The 19393-nt window shown below is 64.3% G+C and carries 20 protein-coding genes; 8 read left to right on the top strand and 12 right to left on the bottom strand.

Features of this window, described 5'->3' with window-relative positions; all coding sequences use genetic code 11:
* Positions 1 to 3: 3 nt before the first annotated feature.
* From CIT39_RS03825 to CIT39_RS03815, 3 genes are all read right to left on the bottom strand, one after another.
* Entirely contained in the window at positions 4 to 561 is a 558-nt protein-coding gene (locus CIT39_RS03825; RefSeq protein ID WP_094973322.1) for a cytochrome P460 family protein, read from the bottom strand.
* Between the two features lie 71 nt (positions 562 to 632).
* Complete coding sequence (locus tag CIT39_RS03820) at positions 633 to 1661, bottom strand: alpha/beta fold hydrolase (protein WP_094973323.1); 1029 nt, start codon at positions 1659 to 1661, stop codon at positions 633 to 635.
* Positions 1662 to 1693: 32 nt separating this feature from the next.
* On the bottom strand, positions 1694 to 2113 hold the full coding sequence (locus CIT39_RS03815; RefSeq protein ID WP_094973324.1) for an organic hydroperoxide resistance protein: 420 nt from the start codon (positions 2111 to 2113) through the stop codon (positions 1694 to 1696).
* A 196-nt stretch (positions 2114 to 2309) separates the two neighbouring features.
* On the opposite strand from CIT39_RS03815, the gene CIT39_RS03810 reads away from it, so the two are divergent.
* Complete coding sequence (locus CIT39_RS03810; RefSeq protein WP_094973325.1) at positions 2310 to 5159, top strand: ATP-binding protein; 2850 nt, start codon at positions 2310 to 2312, stop codon at positions 5157 to 5159.
* Between the two features lie 78 nt (positions 5160 to 5237).
* Here CIT39_RS03810 and CIT39_RS03805 read toward each other — a convergent pair whose 3' ends face one another.
* Positions 5238 to 5909 (bottom strand): response regulator, encoded by a 672-nt coding sequence (locus CIT39_RS03805; RefSeq protein WP_094973521.1) that lies wholly within the window; start codon positions 5907 to 5909, stop codon positions 5238 to 5240.
* Between the two features lie 342 nt (positions 5910 to 6251).
* Between CIT39_RS03805 and CIT39_RS03800 the strand changes: the two genes are divergently transcribed.
* Complete coding sequence (locus CIT39_RS03800) at positions 6252 to 7877, top strand: MFS transporter (protein WP_181955135.1); 1626 nt, start codon at positions 6252 to 6254, stop codon at positions 7875 to 7877.
* A gap of 122 nt (positions 7878 to 7999) precedes the next feature.
* Here CIT39_RS03800 and CIT39_RS03795 read toward each other — a convergent pair whose 3' ends face one another.
* Both CIT39_RS03795 and CIT39_RS03790 read right to left on the bottom strand, forming a co-directional pair.
* Entirely contained in the window at positions 8000 to 8473 is a 474-nt protein-coding gene (locus CIT39_RS03795; RefSeq protein ID WP_094973327.1) for a secondary thiamine-phosphate synthase enzyme YjbQ, read from the bottom strand.
* Positions 8474 to 8481: 8 nt separating this feature from the next.
* Entirely contained in the window at positions 8482 to 9003 is a 522-nt protein-coding gene (locus CIT39_RS03790; RefSeq protein WP_094973328.1) for a hypothetical protein, read from the bottom strand.
* 360 nt (positions 9004 to 9363) lie between these two features.
* Between CIT39_RS03790 and CIT39_RS03785 the strand changes: the two genes are divergently transcribed.
* From CIT39_RS03785 to CIT39_RS03765, 5 genes are all read left to right on the top strand, one after another.
* Complete coding sequence (locus CIT39_RS03785; protein WP_094973329.1) at positions 9364 to 9738, top strand: AtpZ/AtpI family protein; 375 nt, start codon at positions 9364 to 9366, stop codon at positions 9736 to 9738.
* A gap of 111 nt (positions 9739 to 9849) precedes the next feature.
* Positions 9850 to 10599 carry a F0F1 ATP synthase subunit A gene (locus CIT39_RS03780; RefSeq protein WP_094973330.1) on the top strand — a complete coding sequence of 250 codons (750 nt, stop codon included), beginning with the start codon at positions 9850 to 9852 and terminating at the stop codon, positions 10597 to 10599.
* 53 nt (positions 10600 to 10652) lie between these two features.
* Positions 10653 to 10883 carry a F0F1 ATP synthase subunit C gene (locus CIT39_RS03775; RefSeq protein ID WP_007599451.1) on the top strand — a complete coding sequence of 77 codons (231 nt, stop codon included), beginning with the start codon at positions 10653 to 10655 and terminating at the stop codon, positions 10881 to 10883.
* A gap of 60 nt (positions 10884 to 10943) precedes the next feature.
* Complete coding sequence (locus tag CIT39_RS03770) at positions 10944 to 11507, top strand: F0F1 ATP synthase subunit B (protein ID WP_094973331.1); 564 nt, start codon at positions 10944 to 10946, stop codon at positions 11505 to 11507.
* A gap of 5 nt (positions 11508 to 11512) precedes the next feature.
* Positions 11513 to 11998, top strand: a complete 486-nt coding sequence (locus CIT39_RS03765) for a F0F1 ATP synthase subunit B family protein (protein ID WP_094973332.1) — start codon at positions 11513 to 11515, stop codon at positions 11996 to 11998.
* Between the two features lie 212 nt (positions 11999 to 12210).
* On the opposite strand, the gene CIT39_RS03760 is transcribed toward CIT39_RS03765, so the two are convergent.
* The 5 genes from CIT39_RS03760 to CIT39_RS03740 form a co-directional block, all read right to left on the bottom strand.
* The gene (locus CIT39_RS03760; RefSeq protein WP_094973333.1) at positions 12211 to 12861 is read right to left on the bottom strand and encodes a hypothetical protein; all 651 of its coding nucleotides are present in this window, start codon (positions 12859 to 12861) and stop codon (positions 12211 to 12213) included.
* Positions 12862 to 12983: 122 nt separating this feature from the next.
* Positions 12984 to 13571 (bottom strand): GNAT family N-acetyltransferase, encoded by a 588-nt coding sequence (locus CIT39_RS03755; RefSeq protein ID WP_094973334.1) that lies wholly within the window; start codon positions 13569 to 13571, stop codon positions 12984 to 12986.
* Between the two features lie 39 nt (positions 13572 to 13610).
* Positions 13611 to 14900 (bottom strand): M16 family metallopeptidase, encoded by a 1290-nt coding sequence (locus CIT39_RS03750; RefSeq protein ID WP_094973335.1) that lies wholly within the window; start codon positions 14898 to 14900, stop codon positions 13611 to 13613.
* Positions 14897 to 16315 (bottom strand): threonine synthase, encoded by a 1419-nt coding sequence (gene thrC / locus CIT39_RS03745; protein WP_162308332.1) that lies wholly within the window; start codon positions 16313 to 16315, stop codon positions 14897 to 14899. The genes CIT39_RS03750 and thrC overlap by 4 nt, the downstream gene beginning before the upstream one ends.
* 585 nt (positions 16316 to 16900) lie before the next feature.
* A complete protein-coding gene (locus CIT39_RS03740; protein ID WP_094890791.1) occupies positions 16901 to 17545 on the bottom strand; it encodes a response regulator transcription factor in 645 nt (214 codons plus the stop codon).
* A gap of 86 nt (positions 17546 to 17631) precedes the next feature.
* On the opposite strand from CIT39_RS03740, the gene CIT39_RS03735 reads away from it, so the two are divergent.
* Entirely contained in the window at positions 17632 to 19014 is a 1383-nt protein-coding gene (locus tag CIT39_RS03735) for a histidine kinase (RefSeq protein WP_094973337.1), read from the top strand.
* On the opposite strand, the gene CIT39_RS03730 is transcribed toward CIT39_RS03735, so the two are convergent.
* On the bottom strand, positions 19011 to 19376 hold the full coding sequence (locus tag CIT39_RS03730) for a nuclear transport factor 2 family protein (protein WP_094973338.1): 366 nt from the start codon (positions 19374 to 19376) through the stop codon (positions 19011 to 19013). The two genes, CIT39_RS03735 and CIT39_RS03730, sit on opposite strands and share 4 nt — an antisense overlap.
* Positions 19377 to 19393 lie beyond the last annotated feature (17 nt).

Genomic DNA, 19393 nt, shown 5'->3' with positions numbered 1-19393 from the left:
GCTTCACGGCGCCAGCCGCGTGAAGACGTAGTCCCGGTTCTTGACCCGCGCTTCATGGCAGGCGAAGCAGGTGCGGTGCTGGGCCTCGTCGACCGGCTTGCCGTTGACGAAACGGCCGAAACCCCAGCCGCCGGTCGCGGCATATTTTTTGGAATCCTTGACCATCACCTGCACCGTGGTCGCGGCGCCGGGAACCGTTGCGGATGCGAATTCCGGCGATTGCTTCCGCTTCCAGGCGCGCTTGACCAGGATGGTACCGTCGGGGATCGGAAGCTTTCCGGCCTGATAGGCGTCAATTGCGGCCTGGTTGCCGACGACAGCGCGAAGCTCGTCGAGCGGCGCGGCCTCTTCGGCCGGCGCGATCAACTCCCACTGCTTGTAGCCCGGCGGAATCGTCACACCGAAGATCGGCGACGCGTCGGCGCGCTCTGCCGCCTCCTCCGCAAGCGCGATCGTGACGAGATACGGCACGCATGTCAGGACAACCACAATCAGAATCGCAGCGAGCACGATCACCGTCGGGAAAGACGATCTCTTCTTTTCAGTTTCCGTCGACGTCATGATCTTTCACCAGGCTGGGATTAACGAATGTCCTCGGTCCGGCGTGGGCGGACCAAGGCACTGACGATCACTCAAGTGCCGTCGGCGTCGATGACAGCCTTGGCAAAGGCCTGCGGCGCCTCCTGCGGCAAATTGTGGCCGACGCCTCCCGTGATCAGCCGGAATTCGTACCGGCCGGAAAATTTCTTGGCATAGGCGCTGGGGTCGGGGTGCGGCGCACCATTGGCGTCGCCTTCCATCGTGACGGCCGGGACGTCGATGACTGGAGCTGCCGCGAGCCTCTTTTCAAGCTCCTCGTATTTCGCTTCACTCTTGGCAAGGCCGAGCCGCCAGCGGTAATTGTGGATCGTGATCGCGACATGATCCTTGTTATCGAGTGCGGCTGCGCTGCGGTCGAAGGTGGCGTCGTCGAACTTCCACTGCGGCGAAGCCAGCTTCCAGATCAGCTTTGCGAAATCATACGTGTATTTCTCGTATCCGGCGCGGCCGCGCTCGGTCGCGAAATAGAACTGGTACCACCATTGCAGTTCGGCCGATGGCGGCAGGGGCGCATTGCCCGCGGCCTGGCTGGAGATCAAATAGCCGCTGACCGAGACCAGCGCGCGGCAACGCTCCGGCCACAGCGCCGCGACGATATCGGCGGTGCGCGCGCCCCAGTCGAAACCGGCGATGACAGCCTTCTTGATGTCGAGCTTGTCCATCAGCGCGATGATGTCCGCCGCCATGGCAGCGGGCTCGCCATTGCGTAGCGTCTCGCTGGAGAGGAAATGCGTCGAGCCGTAACCGCGCAGATAAGGAATGATGACGCGATAGCCGGCCTTGGCGAGGATCGGCGCGACATCGACGAAGGCGTGAATGTCGTAGGGCCAGCCATGCAGCAGGATCGCGACGGGACCGTTTGACGGGCCGGCCTCGGCATAGCCCACGTTGAGAACGCCGGCGTCGATCTGCTTGATCGTGCCGAACGAGGCATTCGATGACGATGACCTTGGCGCTTCCGTCTCGGCGCGGGCGAAGTCGATGATGCCGAGCCCGACAGCGAGGGTCCCCGCGGCGACGCCGAAGAATTTGCGGCGATGCTGGTCGATGATCTGCTTCATGGTCGTGTACCTCGTTGGGCGCTGGTGGCGCGTCAGATCAGCGCGACCGTGACGTCGATATTGCCGCGCACGGCGATGGAGTAAGGACAGTTCTGGTGGGCATCATCGATGATCCCGCGCGCGACCTCGGGATCGAGCCCGGGCAGGCTGACATTGAGGCGCGCCCGGAGAGCGAAGATGCCCTCATCGAGGAGAAGATCGATTTCCGCATCGATCGCGCTTTTTCTCGGAAGCACGATTTTCCGCTTGCGCGCGGCAATCTCCATCGCGCCCTCGAAACAGGCCGACCAGCCGGCGGCGAACAATTGCTCGGGATTGGTGCCGATGCCTGTGCCGCCCGGCGGCGACAGCTTGACGTCGAGGCGACCATCGGAGCTACGCGATATGCCGTCGTGTCGTCCGCCACTGGTGTGGGTCCTGGCCGTGTAGAGTGTTTTCGCCGCTTGTGTCATGAACGTCTCCTAGCCGTCGAAGCAATGACTAGCAGCGATCGTCCGAGCATACCCGTTTGGACTTGTGAGAAATTGTAAGGTCGCCACGCGCGCGCCTCACAAGGCCTGCATGCGCTGTCTGATGCCGATGCAGGGCGGACTTGCCCGATCGTCGCCATCTGGTTATCCGGTCGGTTCGAAGGGACTAGATTTCACCATGACCGAGCCGGCCAGTATCGCGACGGGAACTTTATCGTTCGGGCCGTTCACCGTAATGCCACAAGAGCGGCTCGTTACGCGCAACGGCGTTGCGCTGCCGCTCGGCGCAAAAGCCTTCGACACGCTGATCGCGCTGATGTCGCGGCCTAACGCAGTCGTCAGCAAATGGGATCTGATGGCGCTGGTGTGGCCCGGCATCACCGTTGATGAAGCCAATTTGCGCTTTCACGTCGCAGCGCTTCGCAAGGCGCTCGGCGACGGCAAGGATGGCGCCCGCTACATCACGACACTCTCCGGCCGCGGCTATTGCTTCGTTGCGCCGATTTCACAAACGGGCACCGCGGCCGCGCAGCGCCCCGCGCCGCGGCTGGAATTGCCGCCTGTGAAACTGCCGAACCGGTTGCAGCGGATGATCGGGCGCGATGATGCGATCGCCGCCGTCTCCGACAAGCTCATCGCCACGCGCTTTGTCACGATTGCCGGCCCCGGCGGCGTCGGCAAGACCGCGGTCGCCGTGGCGATCGCTCACGACCTGCTCGAAACATTCTCCGACGTCGCGCACTTCATCGATCTCGCCGCGCTCAGCGATCCCGATCTCGTGATCACCTCGATTCTGCTGATGCTGGGTCTCCCGGCCCAAACTGACGATCCTCTGCCTGCTCTGCTCGCGCATTTGCGCGACAAGCGGATGCTGCTGGTCCTCGACAATTGCGAACATGTCATCACGGCCGCGGCGCCGCTGGCCTCCGACATCTTCCACGCCGCGCCTGAGGTCCATATCCTCGCCACCAGCCGCGAAGCCCTGCGCGTCGAGGGTGAACAGGTCCATCGGTTGGCGCCGCTCGCGGTGCCGCCTGACGGTTTTGGACTGACAGTTGCCGCAGCGCAGACCTATCCTGCGCTGCAACTGTTCCTCGAACGTGCCACGGCCAGCGGCGCACAGATCGCGCTCGACGACGCCACTGCCACGATCATCGGGGGGATCTGCCGCAAGCTCGACGGCATGGCGCTGGCGATCGAGCTCGCCGCCGGTCGGGTCGAAGCCTACGGCCTGGCGCAAACGGCTGTCTTGCTCGATGAGCGCCTCAATCTGCTCTGGCAAGGCCAGCGAACGGCGCCACCCCGGCAGAAGACATTGCAGGCCACGCTCGACTGGAGCTACCGACTGCTGTCGGATCTCGAGCGCCTCGTGCTGCGCCGGCTTGCGGTCTTCGCCGGGCATTTCACCCTCGACGCCGCGCTCGAGATCGTGCCGGACGAGCACGTCGACCGCTCCCGCCTGTTCGACGCCGTCGACAGCCTCGTTGCCAAATCAATGGTCGCGCCGCGGCCCATCGGCGCCATGATGCGCTACCGCCTGCTCGATACGACGCGCGCCTATCTGCTCGAGATCGAACCGGGCGATGCGTCTCTCTCCGCCCGCCACGCGACGTACTACCGGCGATGGCTGGAACAGGCCGGTATGACGTGGGCCACAGTACCGAGCGCGGACGAACGGGCGATACACTTCTCCGCGCTTCACAATGTGCGCGCCGCGCTCGACTGGTGCTTCGGCGCGGACGGTAATCCCGACATCGGCATCGCGCTCGCCGCCGCCGCGACGCCGATCTTCCTGGCGATGTCCTTGTTGATTGAATGCCGGCGCTGGTCGGAGCGGGCGCTGCTGGCGATTGCCCCCTCCTCGCGCGGCAGCGCGGAGGAAATGCACATCCAGGCCGCCTTGGGACTGACCTTGATGTTCACCCGCGGCGGCAGCGAGGCGGCGCGTGACGCCTTGAGCAGGAGCCTTGCGATCGCCGAAGCGCGTGGAGACGAAATCAACCAGCTCCAGCTGCTCGGCCGGATGCATATCTTTCACGAGCGGCTGGGAGAGTTCGACGCCGCGCTCGGCTACGCGCAGCAGAGTCTCGCGGTCGCAAGGTCGCTGGGCGACCCGGCGTCGATCGCCCTCGCCCATTCCCTCCTCGGCGTCTCGTTGCATCTGGCCGGCGAACATCGCGAGGCGCAGAAGATGCTGGAGGGCGCCTGGCAGGGACCCGGCACGGAACGAATCAGCACCGTTCACGGCTTCGATCATCGCAACCGGGCCGGCATCACGCTGGCCCGCGAGCTCTGGTTGCAGGGCCGGCCCGCAGATGCGCGGCAACTGGCGCAGCAGACGGTCACCGAGGCGGCGCAGATGGATCACCCGATCACGCTCTGCATTGCGCTGATCTGGGCGGTCTCGATCGACCTCTGGAGCGGAGACCTCGACGGCGCGGACCAGAATATCGACCGCTTCATCGCGCATGCCAATTCGCGCTCGATGGGGCCCTATCTCGCCGTCGGCCGAGGCGTCAAAGGCGAGCTGGCGATCCGGCGCGGCGACGCCGCCGATGGCGTCGAGACGATCAGGACTTCCCTGCGCGAGCTCCGCGATGCCGGCTACGAGCTGCTCACCACGGCGTTCAACATCGCGCTAGTTCAGGGCTTGCTGGCGCTCGGGCAGATCGAACAGAGCGCTGAACTGATCGACGATGCGATCCGCCTCGTCGCGCGAAGCGGCGACCATCTCTACACGCCCGAGCTGCTGCGCCTCAAAGGCAAGGTCCTGTTGTCGTTGCCGGAGCCCGATGTCGCGCAAGCAGAAGCCCGCTTCATGCAGTCGCTGGATTTGAGCCGTCGCAAAGGCGCAAAGGCCTGGGAGCTGCGGGCTGCGATCGACCTCGCCGGGCTCATTGCCGAACGTGGCCGGCGTGACGAAGCAAAACGGTTGCTTCAATCGGTTCTGAAGGGCTTTGCTGAAGGTTCCGAAACGAAGGACATCAGGATCGGCAACGAACTGCTACGGATGTTATCACCTCCCTGATCCTGAGCTACAAGGCATGGGACGCAACGCGTCCAATGGGAGCCTCGAAGGAAGAGGGATTTGATAGCGCAGTAGCGCTCACCCCGTCGGCGTGCCCTGCTTCCACTGCCCGCCCGCGATCTTCGCCGCCGCGATCACCGCCTGGGTGCGGCTCTCGACGCCGAGCTTTTGCAGGATCGCCGAGACATGCGCCTTGATGGTGGCCTCGGAGACACCGAGCTCATAGGCGATCTGCTTGTTGAGGAGGCCTTCCGACAGCATCATCAGCACCCGGACCTGCTGCGGCGTCAGCGTCACCAGGCGGTCGCGCAGGCGCGTCATGTCGGGATCGGCCGCAGCCGACAGATCGGTATCGGCTGGAACCCAGACATCGCCCTCCATCACCTTGAGGATGGCATCGCGCAGGGTCTCGACGCCGAAACGCTTGGGAATGAAGCCGGAGGCGCCGAAATCGAGCGAGCGGCGGATCGTGGCGCCGTCGTCGGAGGCAGAGACGATCACCACCGGAATCGCCGGATATTGCGCGCGCAGATAGATCAGGCCGGAAAAGCCCGAGATGCCGGGCATCGAGAGGTCGAGCAGGATCAGGTCGATATCCGAAGTCTGTTCCAGGAGCTTGGTCAGATCCTCGAACGACCCGGCTTCGTCGATCCTGGCCGTGGTCAGGACGCCCGCCACCGCCTGCCGCAGTGCGTCGCGGAACAGCGGATGGTCATCGGCGATGACGAGATGGGTCGAGGGAGCGTTCATCGTTCTCTTGCTGTCGTTCACGCCGGGCGGCGAGTCAACGCCGCGGCCCGCCAATTCTTCCCCGAGCAGCCGTGGCATGCAAGGGCACATTATCCCTTTGCCGCAAAGGGGTTAATCCGCAAGCCTCGCGGCTGCCCGCCAGCGCCCGATACCGCCGCGTCAGCTGCGCGTCAGTGCGCAAGGCCGAAAGTCGTATTGGGGCGGGTTTCACGCCGATGTTACTTTGCAATCAAGACCCAGGTTGATCCGGCATGCCCGGACACCTGGGACGCGAGGAAACGACTTTCGGGGAGCGATTCAAACATGTCGACAATTGCAGTGTCTGAAACACGCGCGGGAGGGATGACGAAGGACGAACGGTTCGTCATTCTCGCCTCCTCGCTCGGTACCGTCTTCGAGTGGTACGACTTCTATCTCTATGGTTCGCTGGCCGGGATCATCGGCGCGCAGTTCTTCTCGGCCTACCCGCCGGCGACCCGCGACATCTTCGCGCTGCTGGCATTCGCCGCGGGCTTCCTGGTCCGTCCGTTCGGCGCCATCGTGTTCGGCCGTGTCGGCGACATCGTCGGCCGCAAATACACATTCCTCGTCACAATCCTGATCATGGGTCTGTCGACCTTCATCGTCGGCCTGCTGCCCAACGCGGCGACCATCGGCATCGCGGCCCCGATCATCCTGATCGCGCTGCGTCTCGCCCAGGGCCTGGCGCTTGGCGGTGAGTATGGCGGTGCTGCGACCTATGTCGCGGAGCATGCTCCGAACGGCAAGCGCGGCTACTACACCTCCTTCATCCAGACCACGGCAACGTTGGGCCTGTTCCTGTCGCTGCTGGTGATCCTGTTCACCCGTTCCGCGCTCGGCGAGCCGGAATTCGCCGCCTGGGGCTGGCGCATTCCGTTCCTGGTCTCGGTGCTGCTGCTCGGCGTCTCGGTCTGGATCCGGCTGCGACTGAATGAATCGCCGATCTTCCAGAAGATGAAGGATGAGGGCAAGAGCTCGAAGGCCCCGCTGACGGAAGCCTTCGGCAACTGGCAGAACGGCAAGCTCGTGCTGCTCGCGTTGCTCGGCGGCGTGATGGGCCAGGGCGTGGTCTGGTACACGGGCCAGTTCTACGCGCTGTTCTTCCTGCAATCGATCCTGAAGGTGGACGGCTACACCGCCAACCTCTTGATCGCCTGGTCGCTGCTGCTCGGCACCGGCTTCTTCATCGTGTTCGGCATGCTGTCCGACAAGATCGGCCGCAAGCCGATCATCCTCGGTGGCTGCCTGATCGCGGCGCTGACCTTCTTCCCGATCTTCAAGATGATCACCACCAATGCCAACCCGGCGCTGGAAAAGGCGATCGAATCGGTCAAGGTCGACGTGGTGGCGGATCCCGCAGGTTGCGGCGACCTGTTCAACCCGGTCGGCACCCGCGTCTTCACCGCGCCTTGCGACACCGCACGTGCCTACCTCGCCCAGTCTTCGGTCAAGTACTCGACCTCTCCCGGCGCGGCTGGCTCGGGCGTGAAGGTGATGGTCAACGGCAAGGACGTTGCCTACGCCAACGCCAAGGACGGCAACCCGGCGGTCCTCGCCGCCGTGCAGGCGGCCGGCTATCCGAAGCCGGGCGACGCGGGCATCGTGAAGATGTCGCATCCGTTCGACATCTTCCGCCCGCAGGTGGCTGCGGTTATCGGGCTGCTGTTCGTCCTGGTGCTGTTCGTCACCATGGTGTACGGCCCGATCGCCGCGATGCTGGTCGAACTGTTCCCGACCCGCATCCGCTACACCTCGATGTCGCTGCCCTACCACATCGGCAACGGCTGGTTCGGCGGCCTGCTGCCGGCGACCGCCTTCGCCATCGTGGCCTCGACCGGCGATATCTATGCCGGTCTCTGGTATCCGGTCATCTTCGCATCCATCACGGTCGTGATCGGCTTGTTCTTCCTGCCCGAGACCAAGGACGTCGACATCAAGTCCAACTGATCGGAAGCACCGATCGCAACCAATACGAACCGGCCGCGGTCTCCGCGGCCGGTTTTTTCATGGGCTTCCTGGTTTGACGCGTTTTTTGCTGCGGACCGGCGCCCACTTCGCTCGAAAACGCCCTACTGATTGCCGCCGACGAATTGCAGCACCACCTCGCGCCGGTGCGGGCGTCTGCGATGCTCGATCAGATAGATCGCCTGCCAGGTGCCGAGCGCAAGCCTGCCGTTCAGGACCGGGACATGAAGCGAAGTTCCGGTCAGCATCGTCTTGACGTGCGCGGGCATATCGTCCGGTCCTTCGGTGTCGTGGGTCCACCCGGCATTCTCCGGCGCGAGGCGGGACAGCGCCGTGGCGAGGTCGACGAGCACGGATGGATCGGCGTTCTCCTGGATCGTCAGCGACGCCGAGGTATGGCGGATGAACAGCGTCAGCGCGCCGTCACGCGCGAGGACGTCGGCGATGAACTTCGCAGCTTCGCTGGTGAGATCGGTGAAGCCGCGGCCCGGCGTCTGCACGGTCAGCAGCGACGATGCAATGGTGGTGGCCTGCACTGACGATGGCGCCGAACGTGCCAGGCGTTTCTCAGTTGTCATTCAAACTCTCAAATCCTCCCCGACACGTCCTTCTGCACCCGGTTGGCCATGTCGATCAGCCGCCGCCAGGCCTTTTCCAGAAATGACATCACGCGGTCGACGTCCTGGTCGCTCGGCAGCGGGATCTCGATCTTGCGCTCGCCCTCGGCGCCCCTGGGCTCCGCCCTCTTCAGCGAGTCGGATTTCGGCAGCGCGTCGTCGATCTTGCCCGACACCGTCGGCCCGGCTGCGAGCTGTCCCTTCAGCCGCTCGACCTCGGCCTGGAGCCTGCCGATCTCGGCGTCGAGCGCGGTCCGCTCGTCGGGGACCGCGTAGCAGGCCCAGCCGGCGCCGTTCCTGGTGCAGGTCGATACCGTGCCCGTGCGCGTGTCGAGCCGCAGCACGCCCTCGGGGATGGGCGTCATGCTGTAGCGGCCGTTCTCGCTGTCGGGAGCGGACTGGGCGGCATCGAGGTCGCCGCCGATCGCCATCGCAGCGGCGAGCGCCGCCACCGCAAGCCATGATGTTGTGGATGAATTCACTGGTCTCATCGCACCCTCCGCCACGACGTGAATGTGGCACTCTGACAAAATTCTACACCCCGGTGAGGCGATCCGCCGCCCAAAACACGCAACCGTATCAACGATCGCGGCGGCATCTTCGATCCCGGCAGCGTGGCGAAAGGGCGGCACCATTCGCCGATCCTGAGGCGAGCTGCTGCGGTGCGGCGTCACGCCGTGTGCAGCGCTGCCGCGCACGCCAATATCGTCAATTAAATCAGCTACATAACCGAAAGCGACGCAATCGTGACTCGGCTTGACTTGATTATGGGCCATCAGTATGGTCCGCGCGGCTTTTGAGGGTGACGGGCGCAATTTCCATTCAGCCGCGGCGTTTCGGGTCTTCGTTGCATGACACAGGGCACGGGACACGGCGGGAATGGAGATCGCGATAGATCGTCCGAGGAAGCTGCGCTTTCCGAACGGCTCGGAAATCTTGATCAGCGGTTGTCCGAACTTCGGGACCGCCGGATCAAGACCGAGCAACCCGCAGGTGACGGTGAAGACAGGGCGGCCAGAGCTTCGGCGATGGCGCTTGGCTTCCGGTTATCCTCCGAGTTGGTCGCCGGGGTCGTCGTCGGAGCGGGGATTGGCTGGGGGTTCGACCGCTTGCTGTCGACGTCGCCTTTCGGGTTTATCGTGTTCCTGTTGCTGGGCTTCGTCGCCGGCGTGGTGAATGTGGTGAGAACGGCGGGCGCGGGTCAGAACAGGCGCGGTGATTCCTAAAGCGATCCGCCAGGAGAGGAATGATCGTACCGGCATCGCCGGTACGGGCCGGCCCGGCCGGCAGACCGAGACCCGCCGGCATTGCCCGGCAGACCAAGAGATGCCGCGCTGATGAAAATCGATCCGATCCACCAGTTCAACATCGAGCCTCTCTTCACCCTGGGCCATATCGGCAATCACACGATCGCCTTCACGAATTCGTCGCTCTACATGCTGGTGACGATCGCGATCATCTCGCTCTTGATGCTCGCCAGCGGAACGCAGCTGGTTCCGGGGCGCCTTCAGTCGGTCGCCGAGATCTCCTACGAGTTCGTGGCTTCGACCATCCGCTCGACCGCCGGCGCGGAAGGCATGAAGTTCTTCCCGCTGATCTTCTCGCTGTTCATGTTCATCTGCGTTTCGAACCTGGTCGGCATCATCCCCTACACCTTTACGGTGTCGAGCCATCTGATCGTGACGGCAGCGCTCGCGCTTCTGGTCTTCTTCACGGTCTTGATCTACGGCGTCGCCAAGAACGGCCTGAAATTCTTCTCGATCTTCGTGCCCCACGGTGTCCCCGGCTACATCCTGCCGCTGGTGATGTTCATCGAGGTCCTGTCGTTCTTCCTGCGGCCGGTCTCCCACAGCGTCCGTCTGTTCGCCAACATGCTGGCCGGCCACATCGCGCTGAAGGTGTTCGCGGGCTTCGTCGCCATGCTCGGCTTCTCGCTCGGGGCGCTGGGCTGGGTCGGCGGCGTGCTGCCGCTGGCTCTCACGGTCGCGCTGTACGCGCTCGAGATCCTGGTCGCGTTCCTGCAAGCCTATGTGTTTGCGATCCTGACCTGCATCTACCTCAACGACGCCATTCATCCGGGACACTGAGCGGTCCGGGGAATTTCCACCCACAACCCAATCTTTCTTCCAAGGAGTCTAAAATGGATCCGGCAGCAGCAAAACTTATCGGCGCGGGCATCGCATGCATCGGCATGGGCGGCGCGGGCGTCGGCGTCGGCGTGATCTTCGGCAACTACCTCGCCGCGGCCGTTCGCAACCCCTCGGCCGCTCAGGGCCAGTTCGGCAATCTGATCTTCGGCTTCGCCGTGACCGAAGCGCTCGGCATTTTCTCGCTGCTGATCGCGCTGCTGCTGCTGTTCGTTCCGCTCTGAGGACGAAGTTTCGCGCCGCTTCAACCGAAGCGGCGCGCATGACGGCAACAGGAGTAATCCATGGCTGAAAGTCATGGCGGGGCGAAAAGTCCGGCGGCGGGCGCCCACACCGGGGCCGAAGGCGGTCACGGTGGTGGTTTTCCGCCGTTCGAGAGCAGCACCTACGCTTCACAGCTGGTGTGGCTCGCGATCTTCTTCGTCGCGCTTTATGTGATCGTGTCCAAGCTTGCTCTGCCGAAGGTCGGCGGTGCGATCGAGGCGCGCCAGAACAAGATCGAGGGTGACCTCGCCGAAGCGCAGAAGCTGAAGGACCAGTCCGACGCGGCGCTGAAGGCCTATGAAACCGAGCTCGCTTCGGCGCGCACACGGGCACAGGCGATCGGCAACGAATCCCGCGACAAGGCGAATGCGCAGGCGGAAGCCGAGCGCAAGACGCTGGAAGAACAATTGGCGGCCAAGCTCGCCGGGGCGGAGAAGACCATTGCCTCGACCCGCGCCACCGCCATGAGCAATGTCCGCGGCATCGCGGCCGATGCGGCAGGTCAGATCGTGCAGCAACTTACTGGCGTCGTTCCCGACGCTGCGTCGGTCAATGCCGCGGTCGATGCGTCCCTGAAAGGTTAGTCGAGATGTTCTTCGATCCTGAAACCTGGGTCGCCATTGCCTTCGTGATCCTGATGGTCCTGTTCGGCTATCTCGGGGTCTTCAAGAAAGCGATGACTGCGCTCGACCATCGCGCCGAGCGCATCAAGGCCGAGCTCGACGACGCGACGCGCCTCAAGCAGGAAGCGGCCAAGGTGCTCGCCGACTACAAGGCCCGCACCGCTTCGGCCGAACGCGAGGCCGCCGAGATCATCGCGAACGCCAGAGGCGAAGCCGAGCGCATCGCGACTGAGGCCAAGGCGAAGATGGAAGACTTCGTCGTCCGCCGCACCAAGACCGCGGAGAGCAAGATCGCGCTCGCCGAGGCCCAGGCGGTCGCCGACGTCCGCGCCGCAGCCGCGGAAGCCGCCGTCCAGGCCGCCTCCACGATCCTGTCGCAGTCGGTCAAGGGTTCGGTCGCCGACGATCTGCTCGCCAAGGGCATCACCGAGGTCCGGCAAAAGCTGAACTGAGGGTTTGGCCTTCACCAATCAAAAAGCCGGCGCGATGAGCGCCGGCTTTTTTGTTAGTCAGGTAACAGTATCCACAATCGCGGTGTCATCACCCGCGGAGGCGGGTGATCCAGTACGCCGAGGCTTCTCGGTTCAAGCGCTGAGGCCTCTGGAATACTGGATTGCCCGCCTTCGCGGGCAATGACAGCCGAGATTGCTGCAAGACTTCTTCCCTACTTCTTCTTCCGTCCCTTCGGTTCGGGCGAGAGTGCCTGCGGGTCGAAGCCAACGTAGAAGACATAAGAATCGGCGACCGCGGCCGACGGCACCGGATAGCTCACATCCTCGACGATGAAGGAGAAGGGCACGCTGCCGCCATCCGTCATCTCGACCGTGGTCCGGTAAGCCTTGGAGGCGATCACTTTCTCGCCGACACCGCCCTGCACCACCGCGACACGCAAGGGGACCTCGACGGTGGCGGGTGCACCGGCGGGGCCTGCGATCACGCGGCCCTGGATTCCGATCCGGGCCGTGATACCGGCGCTGCTGCGGGCACATTCGCGCGCCATCTTGGTGATCGAGGCCTGGAAGCGGATCTCGTTGCCGACGGCCGGCTTGCCGGTAACCCCAACCGCGTAGGTCGATGCGCCAGCGCGCACCGTCACCTGCGGGCAGTCGACGTCGTCGTCCGCCGGCTGACCCGGCGCGGGGGCGGGCTTGGGCGGGGCCGGCTCGTCCGACTTGCCGCCGAACAGGTTCTTGAAGCGGTCGGTCAAGGACTGGGCGGCCACCGGCGACGCCGCCGCGAACGACATCGCCAAGACAAGCACGATCGCCGGCATCCGCCGCAGCACATTCTCCGATGACCGAAGCTGCTTCACCATCAAAGCCCGTACTCCATGACAAAATCCCGGCCGATCACCGGCCGGGACATGCGGGTTATATCGCCAAAATCGGCGAACCCAAGGCAGCAAAAAGGGGGATTTGGCCACATGAATCGAGCGGCTCAGCCGCGGAAGTCCTCATGCAGCAGGCCGAACAACAAATGGTCCTGCCAGACCCCGTTGATACAGAGATAGCGGCGCGCCAGGCCCTCGCGGGAGAAGCCGCACTTCTCCAGCACCCGGATCGACGGCGCATTGGTCGGGATGCAGGCGGCCTCCACCCGGTGCAGATTGAGCTCGCCGAACAGCGTCGGCAGCAGCACCCGCAGCGCAGCCGTCATGTAGCCGCGATGGGCATGGGGTTGCCCAACCCAATAGCCGATGGTGCCGGCCTGCACGATGCCGCGCCGGACATTGGCCAGCGTGATGCCGCCGACCATGGCGCCATCGAGCTCTCGGAAGACCAGGAACGGATAGGAACGGTCCGCGGCGATGTCCTCGGAATAGCGGCGCAGGCGGCGGCGAAAGCCGGAGCGGGTCAGGTCGTCCGAGGGCCAGATCGGCTCCCAGGGCGTCAGGTAATCGCGGCTGGTTTCGCGCAAATGCGCCCATTGCAGGAAGTCCGACATCTGCGGCGCGCGCAGCAACAGCCCGTTGCCGCGCGGCGCGAGGGCGGCGGGTCCACTGGACGGCAGGCGAAAGAGGGCCATGGTGATGCTTCCCGGGGCAGCTCGGCCCGCGCGCGGCTCCTAATGCAGACGCGCCTTGGCACGTGCCCGCGTCAATCCTTCCGCAAAAGACACCGCCGTGTCCAGACCCCTGCCACTGCCTAATGCGACAACCGCAGGCCGGCTCCGCGACAGCAGCGCACGCGCGGCATCCCGGGTCGATTCGACGCTGACGGCATCGATCCGGCCCACCAGCTCCTCGACCGTCTGCGGCCGGCCATAGGCCAGGACGTGGCGCGCCAGCTGCTCGGCGCGGGACGAGCAGCTCTCCAGCGCCATCAAGAGGCCGGCCTTCATCTGCGCCTTGGCCCGTGCGATCTCGGCCTCGGTCAGCGTCTCCACCGAATCATTCATGATGTCGACCACCACCTCCATCATCTCCGGCGCATCGGCCGGGTCGGTGCCGGTGTAGAGGCCGAAGAAGCCGGTGTCGGTATAGGGCGCGTGGAACGAATAGATGGAGTAGCAGAGGCCGCGCTTCTCGCGGACCTCCTGGAACAGGCGCGACGACATTCCGCCGCCGAGGATGTTGGTGAAGACCTGGAGCGAGAACAGCGACAGATCGCTCTGCGGCACGCCTTCCAGCGCCAGCGTCAGATGCGCCTGCTCCAGCTCGCGATGCACCACCTTGGTACCGCCCTTGCCGAACATGGCCGCCTGCGGCTTGGGACCCGGCGTCCCCTCAAAACCTGCAAAGCGCTTCTCGACCTCGGCGACCACCTGCTTGTGATCGACCGCGCCGGCCGCGGCCACCACCATGTCGGGCCCGCGATAATGCGTCGAGAGGTAGTCGCGCAGCGAATCGCGATTGAAGGCGCGCAGCGTCTTGGCGGTGCCGAGCAGCGAGCGGCCCATCGGCTGGTCGGGATAGCAGAGCTCGTTGAGATGCTCGAACACGACGTCGTCGGGCGTGTCCTGCGCAGCACCGATCTCCTGCACGATGACGTTCTTCTCGCGTTCGAGCTCATCGGGCTCGAAGGCGGGATTGGCGAGGATGTCGGCGAGCACGTCGAGGGCCAGCGGCACGTCGGCCCTCAGCACCCGTGCGTAATAGGACGTTGTCTCGGTCGAGGTGCCGGCATTGAGGTCGCCGCCGACCGCCTCGATCTCCTCGACGATCTCGCGCGAGGAGCGCTTGGTCGTGCCCTTGAACGCCATGTGCTCGAGCAGATGCGAGATGCCGTGCTCGTTGGGTTTTTCGTCGCGTCCGCCGACGCCGGCCCAGACGCCGAGCGCCGCGGTCTCGAGATGGGGCATCTTGTCGGTGACGACGGTCAGGCCGGACGCAAGCTTGGAAATCTCGACGCTCATCCGGCAACTCCTTGCTTTGCGGCGCGGCTGACCGACAGCACGAACCGCTCGACCTCGGCCTGATCGTTCTTCATCACCTTCATGTGTTCGGATTTGGTCATCAATCCGTCGAGCCAGGCCGGCAGTTGCGGCCGCTGGCCGCAGGCCGCTTCGACGGCATCGGGGAATTTGGCCGGATGGGCGGTGGAGAGCACGATGCTCGGCACCCGCGTATCGGTGGTGTCGCGGTCGGCCACGGCGAGCGCCACCGCCGTATGGGGATCGACCAGCTCGCCCGCCTCGCGCCAGGCGGCGCGGATCGCAGCCGCGGTCTCGGTCTCGTCGGCGCGACCTGCGTCGAACTCCTCGCGGATCGCGGCCAGCGTCGCATCGGGCAGCACGAAACGTCCGGACTGCTTCAGCTGCTCCATCAGGCGGCGCACACCCGCAGCATCGCGTTTGCCGGCTTCGAACAGCAGCCGCTCGAAATTCGACGAGATCTGGATGTCCATCGAGGGCGATGCCGTCGCGTGCACCTCGCGCACCTCATAGATCCCCGTCTTCAGCGTGCGCGCCAGGATGTCGTTGAAATTGGCGGCGATGCGCAAGGTCCGCACCGGCAACCCCATCCGCTTGGCGACGTAGCCGGCGAAGATGTCACCGAAATTGCCGGTCGGCACGACGAAATCCACCGCGCGCGCCGGCGCACCGACGGCGACGGCAGCGGTGAAATAATAGACCACTTGGGCGACGATGCGCGCCCAGTTGATGGAATTGACGCCGGAGAGCGAGGTCGCATCGCGGAAGCGATGGTTGTTGAACATCCCCTTCACGAGGGCCTGGCAGTCGTCGAAATTGCCTTCGATGGCGAGTGCGTGGACATTGGCCGCGCCCGTCGTCGTCATCATCCGCTGCTGCACCTGGGAGATACGGCCGTGCGGAAACAGCACGATGAGGTCGACATTCTCCAGTCCCGCAAACGCATCGACCGCGGCACCGCCGGTGTCGCCTGAGGTCGCGACCACGATGGTGGTACGTTGGCCACGCTTGGCAAGCACATGGTCCATCAGCCGCGAGATCAGCTGCATCGCCACGTCCTTGAAGGCGAGCGTCGGACCGTGGAACAGCTCCAGCACGAACTGGTGCGGCGACATCTGGCGCAGCGGCACCACCGCCGGATGGCGAAAGGTTGCATAGGCCTCGTTCGCCATGCGGCCGAGTTCGGCATCCGAAATCTCGCCGCCGACGAAGGGACGGATCACCTCGACCGCGACCTCCCAATAGGGGCGGCCGAAGAAGCCGGCGATGGCTTCGGTGGAGAGTTGCGGCCAGATGGTCGGCACGTACAGGCCGCCGTCGCGGGCAAGCCCTGTCAGCATCACGTCGCAGAAGCCGAGTTCGGGGGCCTCGCCCCGGGTCGAGATATAACGAGTCAAACTGCCCTCCAAAGGCCGACCGGGCCTGAGCCCACTCGTTAAGCCTTTGATTTTACGAAATTACTTGTCAACAGCCAGAGGCTTTGGGCCACCATAAAGTGTTTTGCGGCATCAGGAAACCGCTTCCCGCGTCGACCCGGCACACACGAAAAAGGGCTGCGGCGATGCCGCAGCCCTCCTCTTGGAAGGTCTGTCGTTGATGTGTGCAGACCGGTTTGCCTCGTCCGGGTCGCCGCCCCGTCAAAAACTGCTCCCGCAATCTTGCGTCGCCCGTCACGGAACCGTCAAGGGCGAAAACCACGAGCGGGCGAGAATGTTCCAGGTTTTCCCGATCAGATCGGGTTAGAACAAGCGTAGAGAGAAGAGGAAAACGTGAAAACTTTGCCGCGATTTCCCGAATCCTCGACATGCCGCGGAACGCATCTCGGCGCTCCCCGTTGGGCCGGCGGACGGGTGTCGGCTATGTCCATGCATTGCCCGGCTGTGAGCCGACATCAATCCGCGCCGAACCGGCTGCATCCTGGAGCAGCCGGTTCGGTGCGCGGGCCCCAGCCTCGGGGCACGCGCAGGCGAGCAAATGCAGCTTCAGTTCATCCCGATTTCGACCGCGATCCTGATCAGGTCGGAATGGTTCTTCGCCCCCAGCTTCTGCTTGAGCAGGGACGTGGTGTTGGCGACGGTCTTGTAGGAGATGCCGAGTGCCTCGGCGACTTCGACGATCTTGTCGCCGCGTCCGAGCAGACGGAGAATTTCGAGCTCCCGCGGCGTCATTTGCGAGGCCGGGTTGGCCTTGATGGCCGCACCGGAGAACGTCACGGCTTCCGCGAGCTGAGGGGAGATGAAATTGTCGCCCGCCACCACCTTGCGCACCGCTTTCAGCAGGATCCGGGGATCGTCGCCCTTGGAGACGTAGCCCTGCGCCCCGAGCTCGACCGCCCGCACCACGAAGGCCGGATCGTCGTTCATGCTGAACATGATGATCTTGGCGTCGGGATCGTCCTTGCGGATGCGTCGCATCAGCTCGAAGCCGGAGACGTCGGGCAGGCTGATGTCGATCACGGTGACGTCGGGCCGCTTGCTGACATAGGCGCGATGGCCGGATTTGGCGTCGGTCGCCTCATCGATGCGGATCGAATGGTCCGAAGCGAACAGGGTGCGGCAACCGGACAGCACCACGGGATGGTCGTCGACAATCAGGACCCGGGTCCCCGGTTTGGCAGTATCTTGCATCGCGCACTCTCTTGTCCTTCGACTCATAGACCGACGGGAACAAATGGAAAGAGCAAATCCGGCCGATGCGCGTTAGAATTGACCTAATGTGGCAACGACTCTCGTTCAGGACGCAACTGTTTCTTCCGCTCGGCCTGAGCTTTCTGGCGGCGCTGGTTCTGGGCGGCATATTGCTGCAAATATTTGCAGCCGGTCAGCTGTCCGAGGAAAACGAGCCGGCGCGGCGTTCGACCCGAACGATCGCCACCGCGCTCAACAACACGCTGCGCAACTCGGACAATCCGCAGAAGACGCTGGATGCTTTTGTCCAAATGCTGGACACCTCCTCTGACATCCAATTCCGTCGTGTCGAAGAAGGTCCTTCGCCTCTCCCAAAGGATGATCAACGCAACCTTAAGGTAGCTCCGCAATGGTTCATCAACCTGATAGCCATGCCGGACATGAATGCCGCCTCGCCCGTGGTCATTGATGGCAAGCACGTCGGCGACATCACGTTCCTGCCGGACCTGTCAGCCGACCTGTTCGAGAAGTGGATCGGCTTCCTCGCGCTCACCAGCCTCGTTGCCGTGCTGACAGTGCTCACCGCGATCATCGCCTACGTCTTCGCGGGATCGGCACTGCGTCCCCTGCAGCATCTCGGCGAAGGCCTCACGCGGATGCGGCGCGGCGACTACGCAAAGCCGATCCCGGTCGGAGGGCCGCCGGAGATTCGGCAGAGTTGCGAGGAAGCAAATGCGCTGGCTGCAACGCTTGCGCAATTGAGCGAGGACAATCGCGATCTGATGCACCGCCTGGTGTCGCTCCAGGACGACGAGCGGCGCGATCTCGCCCGCGAATTGCACGACGAACTCGGACCGCTGCTGTTCAGCATCCGCGCCGGCGCGATTGCGCTGATCGACGCCGCACCGCAGGCGGGAAATCTCGGCAATTCGGCCGAGGAGGTGCTGCAATCGGTCGAGGCGCTCCAGCAGACCAACCGCCGGATCCTCGACCGGCTGCGGCCGCTCTACATCGAGGAACTCGGCCTTTCGACCAGCGTGCAAACGCTGCTCCAGAACTTTCGCAAGCAGGCACCGCATATCGTCCTGACGGACACGATCGGTTCCGACCTCAATGGGGTCGACGGGCCGCTCGCGCAGACCGTCTATCGCGTGATCCAGGAGGCGCTGACCAACGTGCTGCGTCATGCCAAGGCCGGCAGCGCCGACGTCCAGGCGACCATCACCGGTGAAGCGCTCGTCGTCGATATCTCCGACGACGGCGGCGGCTTCCCCGAAGGCAACGTTTTCGGCCGCGGCCTAACCGGCATGCATGAGCGCGTGCGCGCGCTCAGCGGATCGCTGTCACTGCTGCGCGTGGACGGGCGAACCTATGTGCGCTGCAGGCTGCCGGTCCAGCCGGCACGCGAGGCGCGGGTCTCGCCGAGCGTGATCTTGTCGGAGAACCGCCCCGCGCAAATCGAGCGCTAGCAAGCGCGGCCAATTTGCGCAGTCTGTCGCGCCGGCTCGCACAGCATGCTTCGGATCTTGCCTTCCGGGCAAAATCGAAACGAGGCGCGAATACGAAGCGCGCCGGCAACCGAATATTCGAGATCAACCCCGTCCGAGGCGGGATGAATCTCCTCGAGCCTGAAGCCCGCCGACGAGAAAGCGCTAATTCGCGGGCTCCAATAGCCTTCGATCTGGCTCCTGCCGCGGTGGCGCCGCGATCCGCTGCAGATGCATTCAAGCTCGGCGTCGTTCGCATAGAGGTCGAGCAATGTCGTGAGGTCGCCTTTCCGGCAGGCGTCCACCCAATCGACGACAATTCCCATCTGGTCGAAATCGCTCACGCCGCAATCCTGTCTGC

The sequence above is a fragment of the Bradyrhizobium symbiodeficiens genome, assembly GCF_002266465.3.
Classification (GTDB): domain Bacteria; phylum Pseudomonadota; class Alphaproteobacteria; order Rhizobiales; family Xanthobacteraceae; genus Bradyrhizobium; species Bradyrhizobium symbiodeficiens.
Note: the sequence above shows the minus strand (reverse complement) of the source record. Positions and strands in the feature narration are given on the sequence as shown.

Coding starts and splice junctions, on each gene's coding strand:
- CIT39_RS03825 (WP_094973322.1), bottom strand. CDS start 561: ATGACGTCGACGGAAACTGAAAAGAAGAGATCGTCTTTCCCGACGGTG.
- CIT39_RS03820 (WP_094973323.1), bottom strand. CDS start 1,661: ATGAAGCAGATCATCGACCAGCATCGCCGCAAATTCTTCGGCGTCGCC.
- CIT39_RS03815 (WP_094973324.1), bottom strand. CDS start 2,113: ATGACACAAGCGGCGAAAACACTCTACACGGCCAGGACCCACACCAGT.
- CIT39_RS03810 (WP_094973325.1), top strand. CDS start 2,310: ATGACCGAGCCGGCCAGTATCGCGACGGGAACTTTATCGTTCGGGCCG.
- CIT39_RS03805 (WP_094973521.1), bottom strand. CDS start 5,909: ATGAACGCTCCCTCGACCCATCTCGTCATCGCCGATGACCATCCGCTG.
- CIT39_RS03800 (WP_181955135.1), top strand. CDS start 6,252: ATGACGAAGGACGAACGGTTCGTCATTCTCGCCTCCTCGCTCGGTACC.
- CIT39_RS03795 (WP_094973327.1), bottom strand. CDS start 8,473: ATGACAACTGAGAAACGCCTGGCACGTTCGGCGCCATCGTCAGTGCAG.
- CIT39_RS03790 (WP_094973328.1), bottom strand. CDS start 9,003: ATGAGACCAGTGAATTCATCCACAACATCATGGCTTGCGGTGGCGGCG.
- CIT39_RS03785 (WP_094973329.1), top strand. CDS start 9,364: ATGACACAGGGCACGGGACACGGCGGGAATGGAGATCGCGATAGATCG.
- CIT39_RS03780 (WP_094973330.1), top strand. CDS start 9,850: ATGAAAATCGATCCGATCCACCAGTTCAACATCGAGCCTCTCTTCACC.
- CIT39_RS03775 (WP_007599451.1), top strand. CDS start 10,653: ATGGATCCGGCAGCAGCAAAACTTATCGGCGCGGGCATCGCATGCATC.
- CIT39_RS03770 (WP_094973331.1), top strand. CDS start 10,944: ATGGCTGAAAGTCATGGCGGGGCGAAAAGTCCGGCGGCGGGCGCCCAC.
- CIT39_RS03765 (WP_094973332.1), top strand. CDS start 11,513: ATGTTCTTCGATCCTGAAACCTGGGTCGCCATTGCCTTCGTGATCCTG.
- CIT39_RS03760 (WP_094973333.1), bottom strand. CDS start 12,861: ATGGTGAAGCAGCTTCGGTCATCGGAGAATGTGCTGCGGCGGATGCCG.
- CIT39_RS03755 (WP_094973334.1), bottom strand. CDS start 13,571: ATGGCCCTCTTTCGCCTGCCGTCCAGTGGACCCGCCGCCCTCGCGCCG.
- CIT39_RS03750 (WP_094973335.1), bottom strand. CDS start 14,900: ATGAGCGTCGAGATTTCCAAGCTTGCGTCCGGCCTGACCGTCGTCACC.
- CIT39_RS03740 (WP_094890791.1), bottom strand. CDS start 17,545: ATGCAAGATACTGCCAAACCGGGGACCCGGGTCCTGATTGTCGACGAC.
- CIT39_RS03735 (WP_094973337.1), top strand. CDS start 17,632: ATGTGGCAACGACTCTCGTTCAGGACGCAACTGTTTCTTCCGCTCGGC.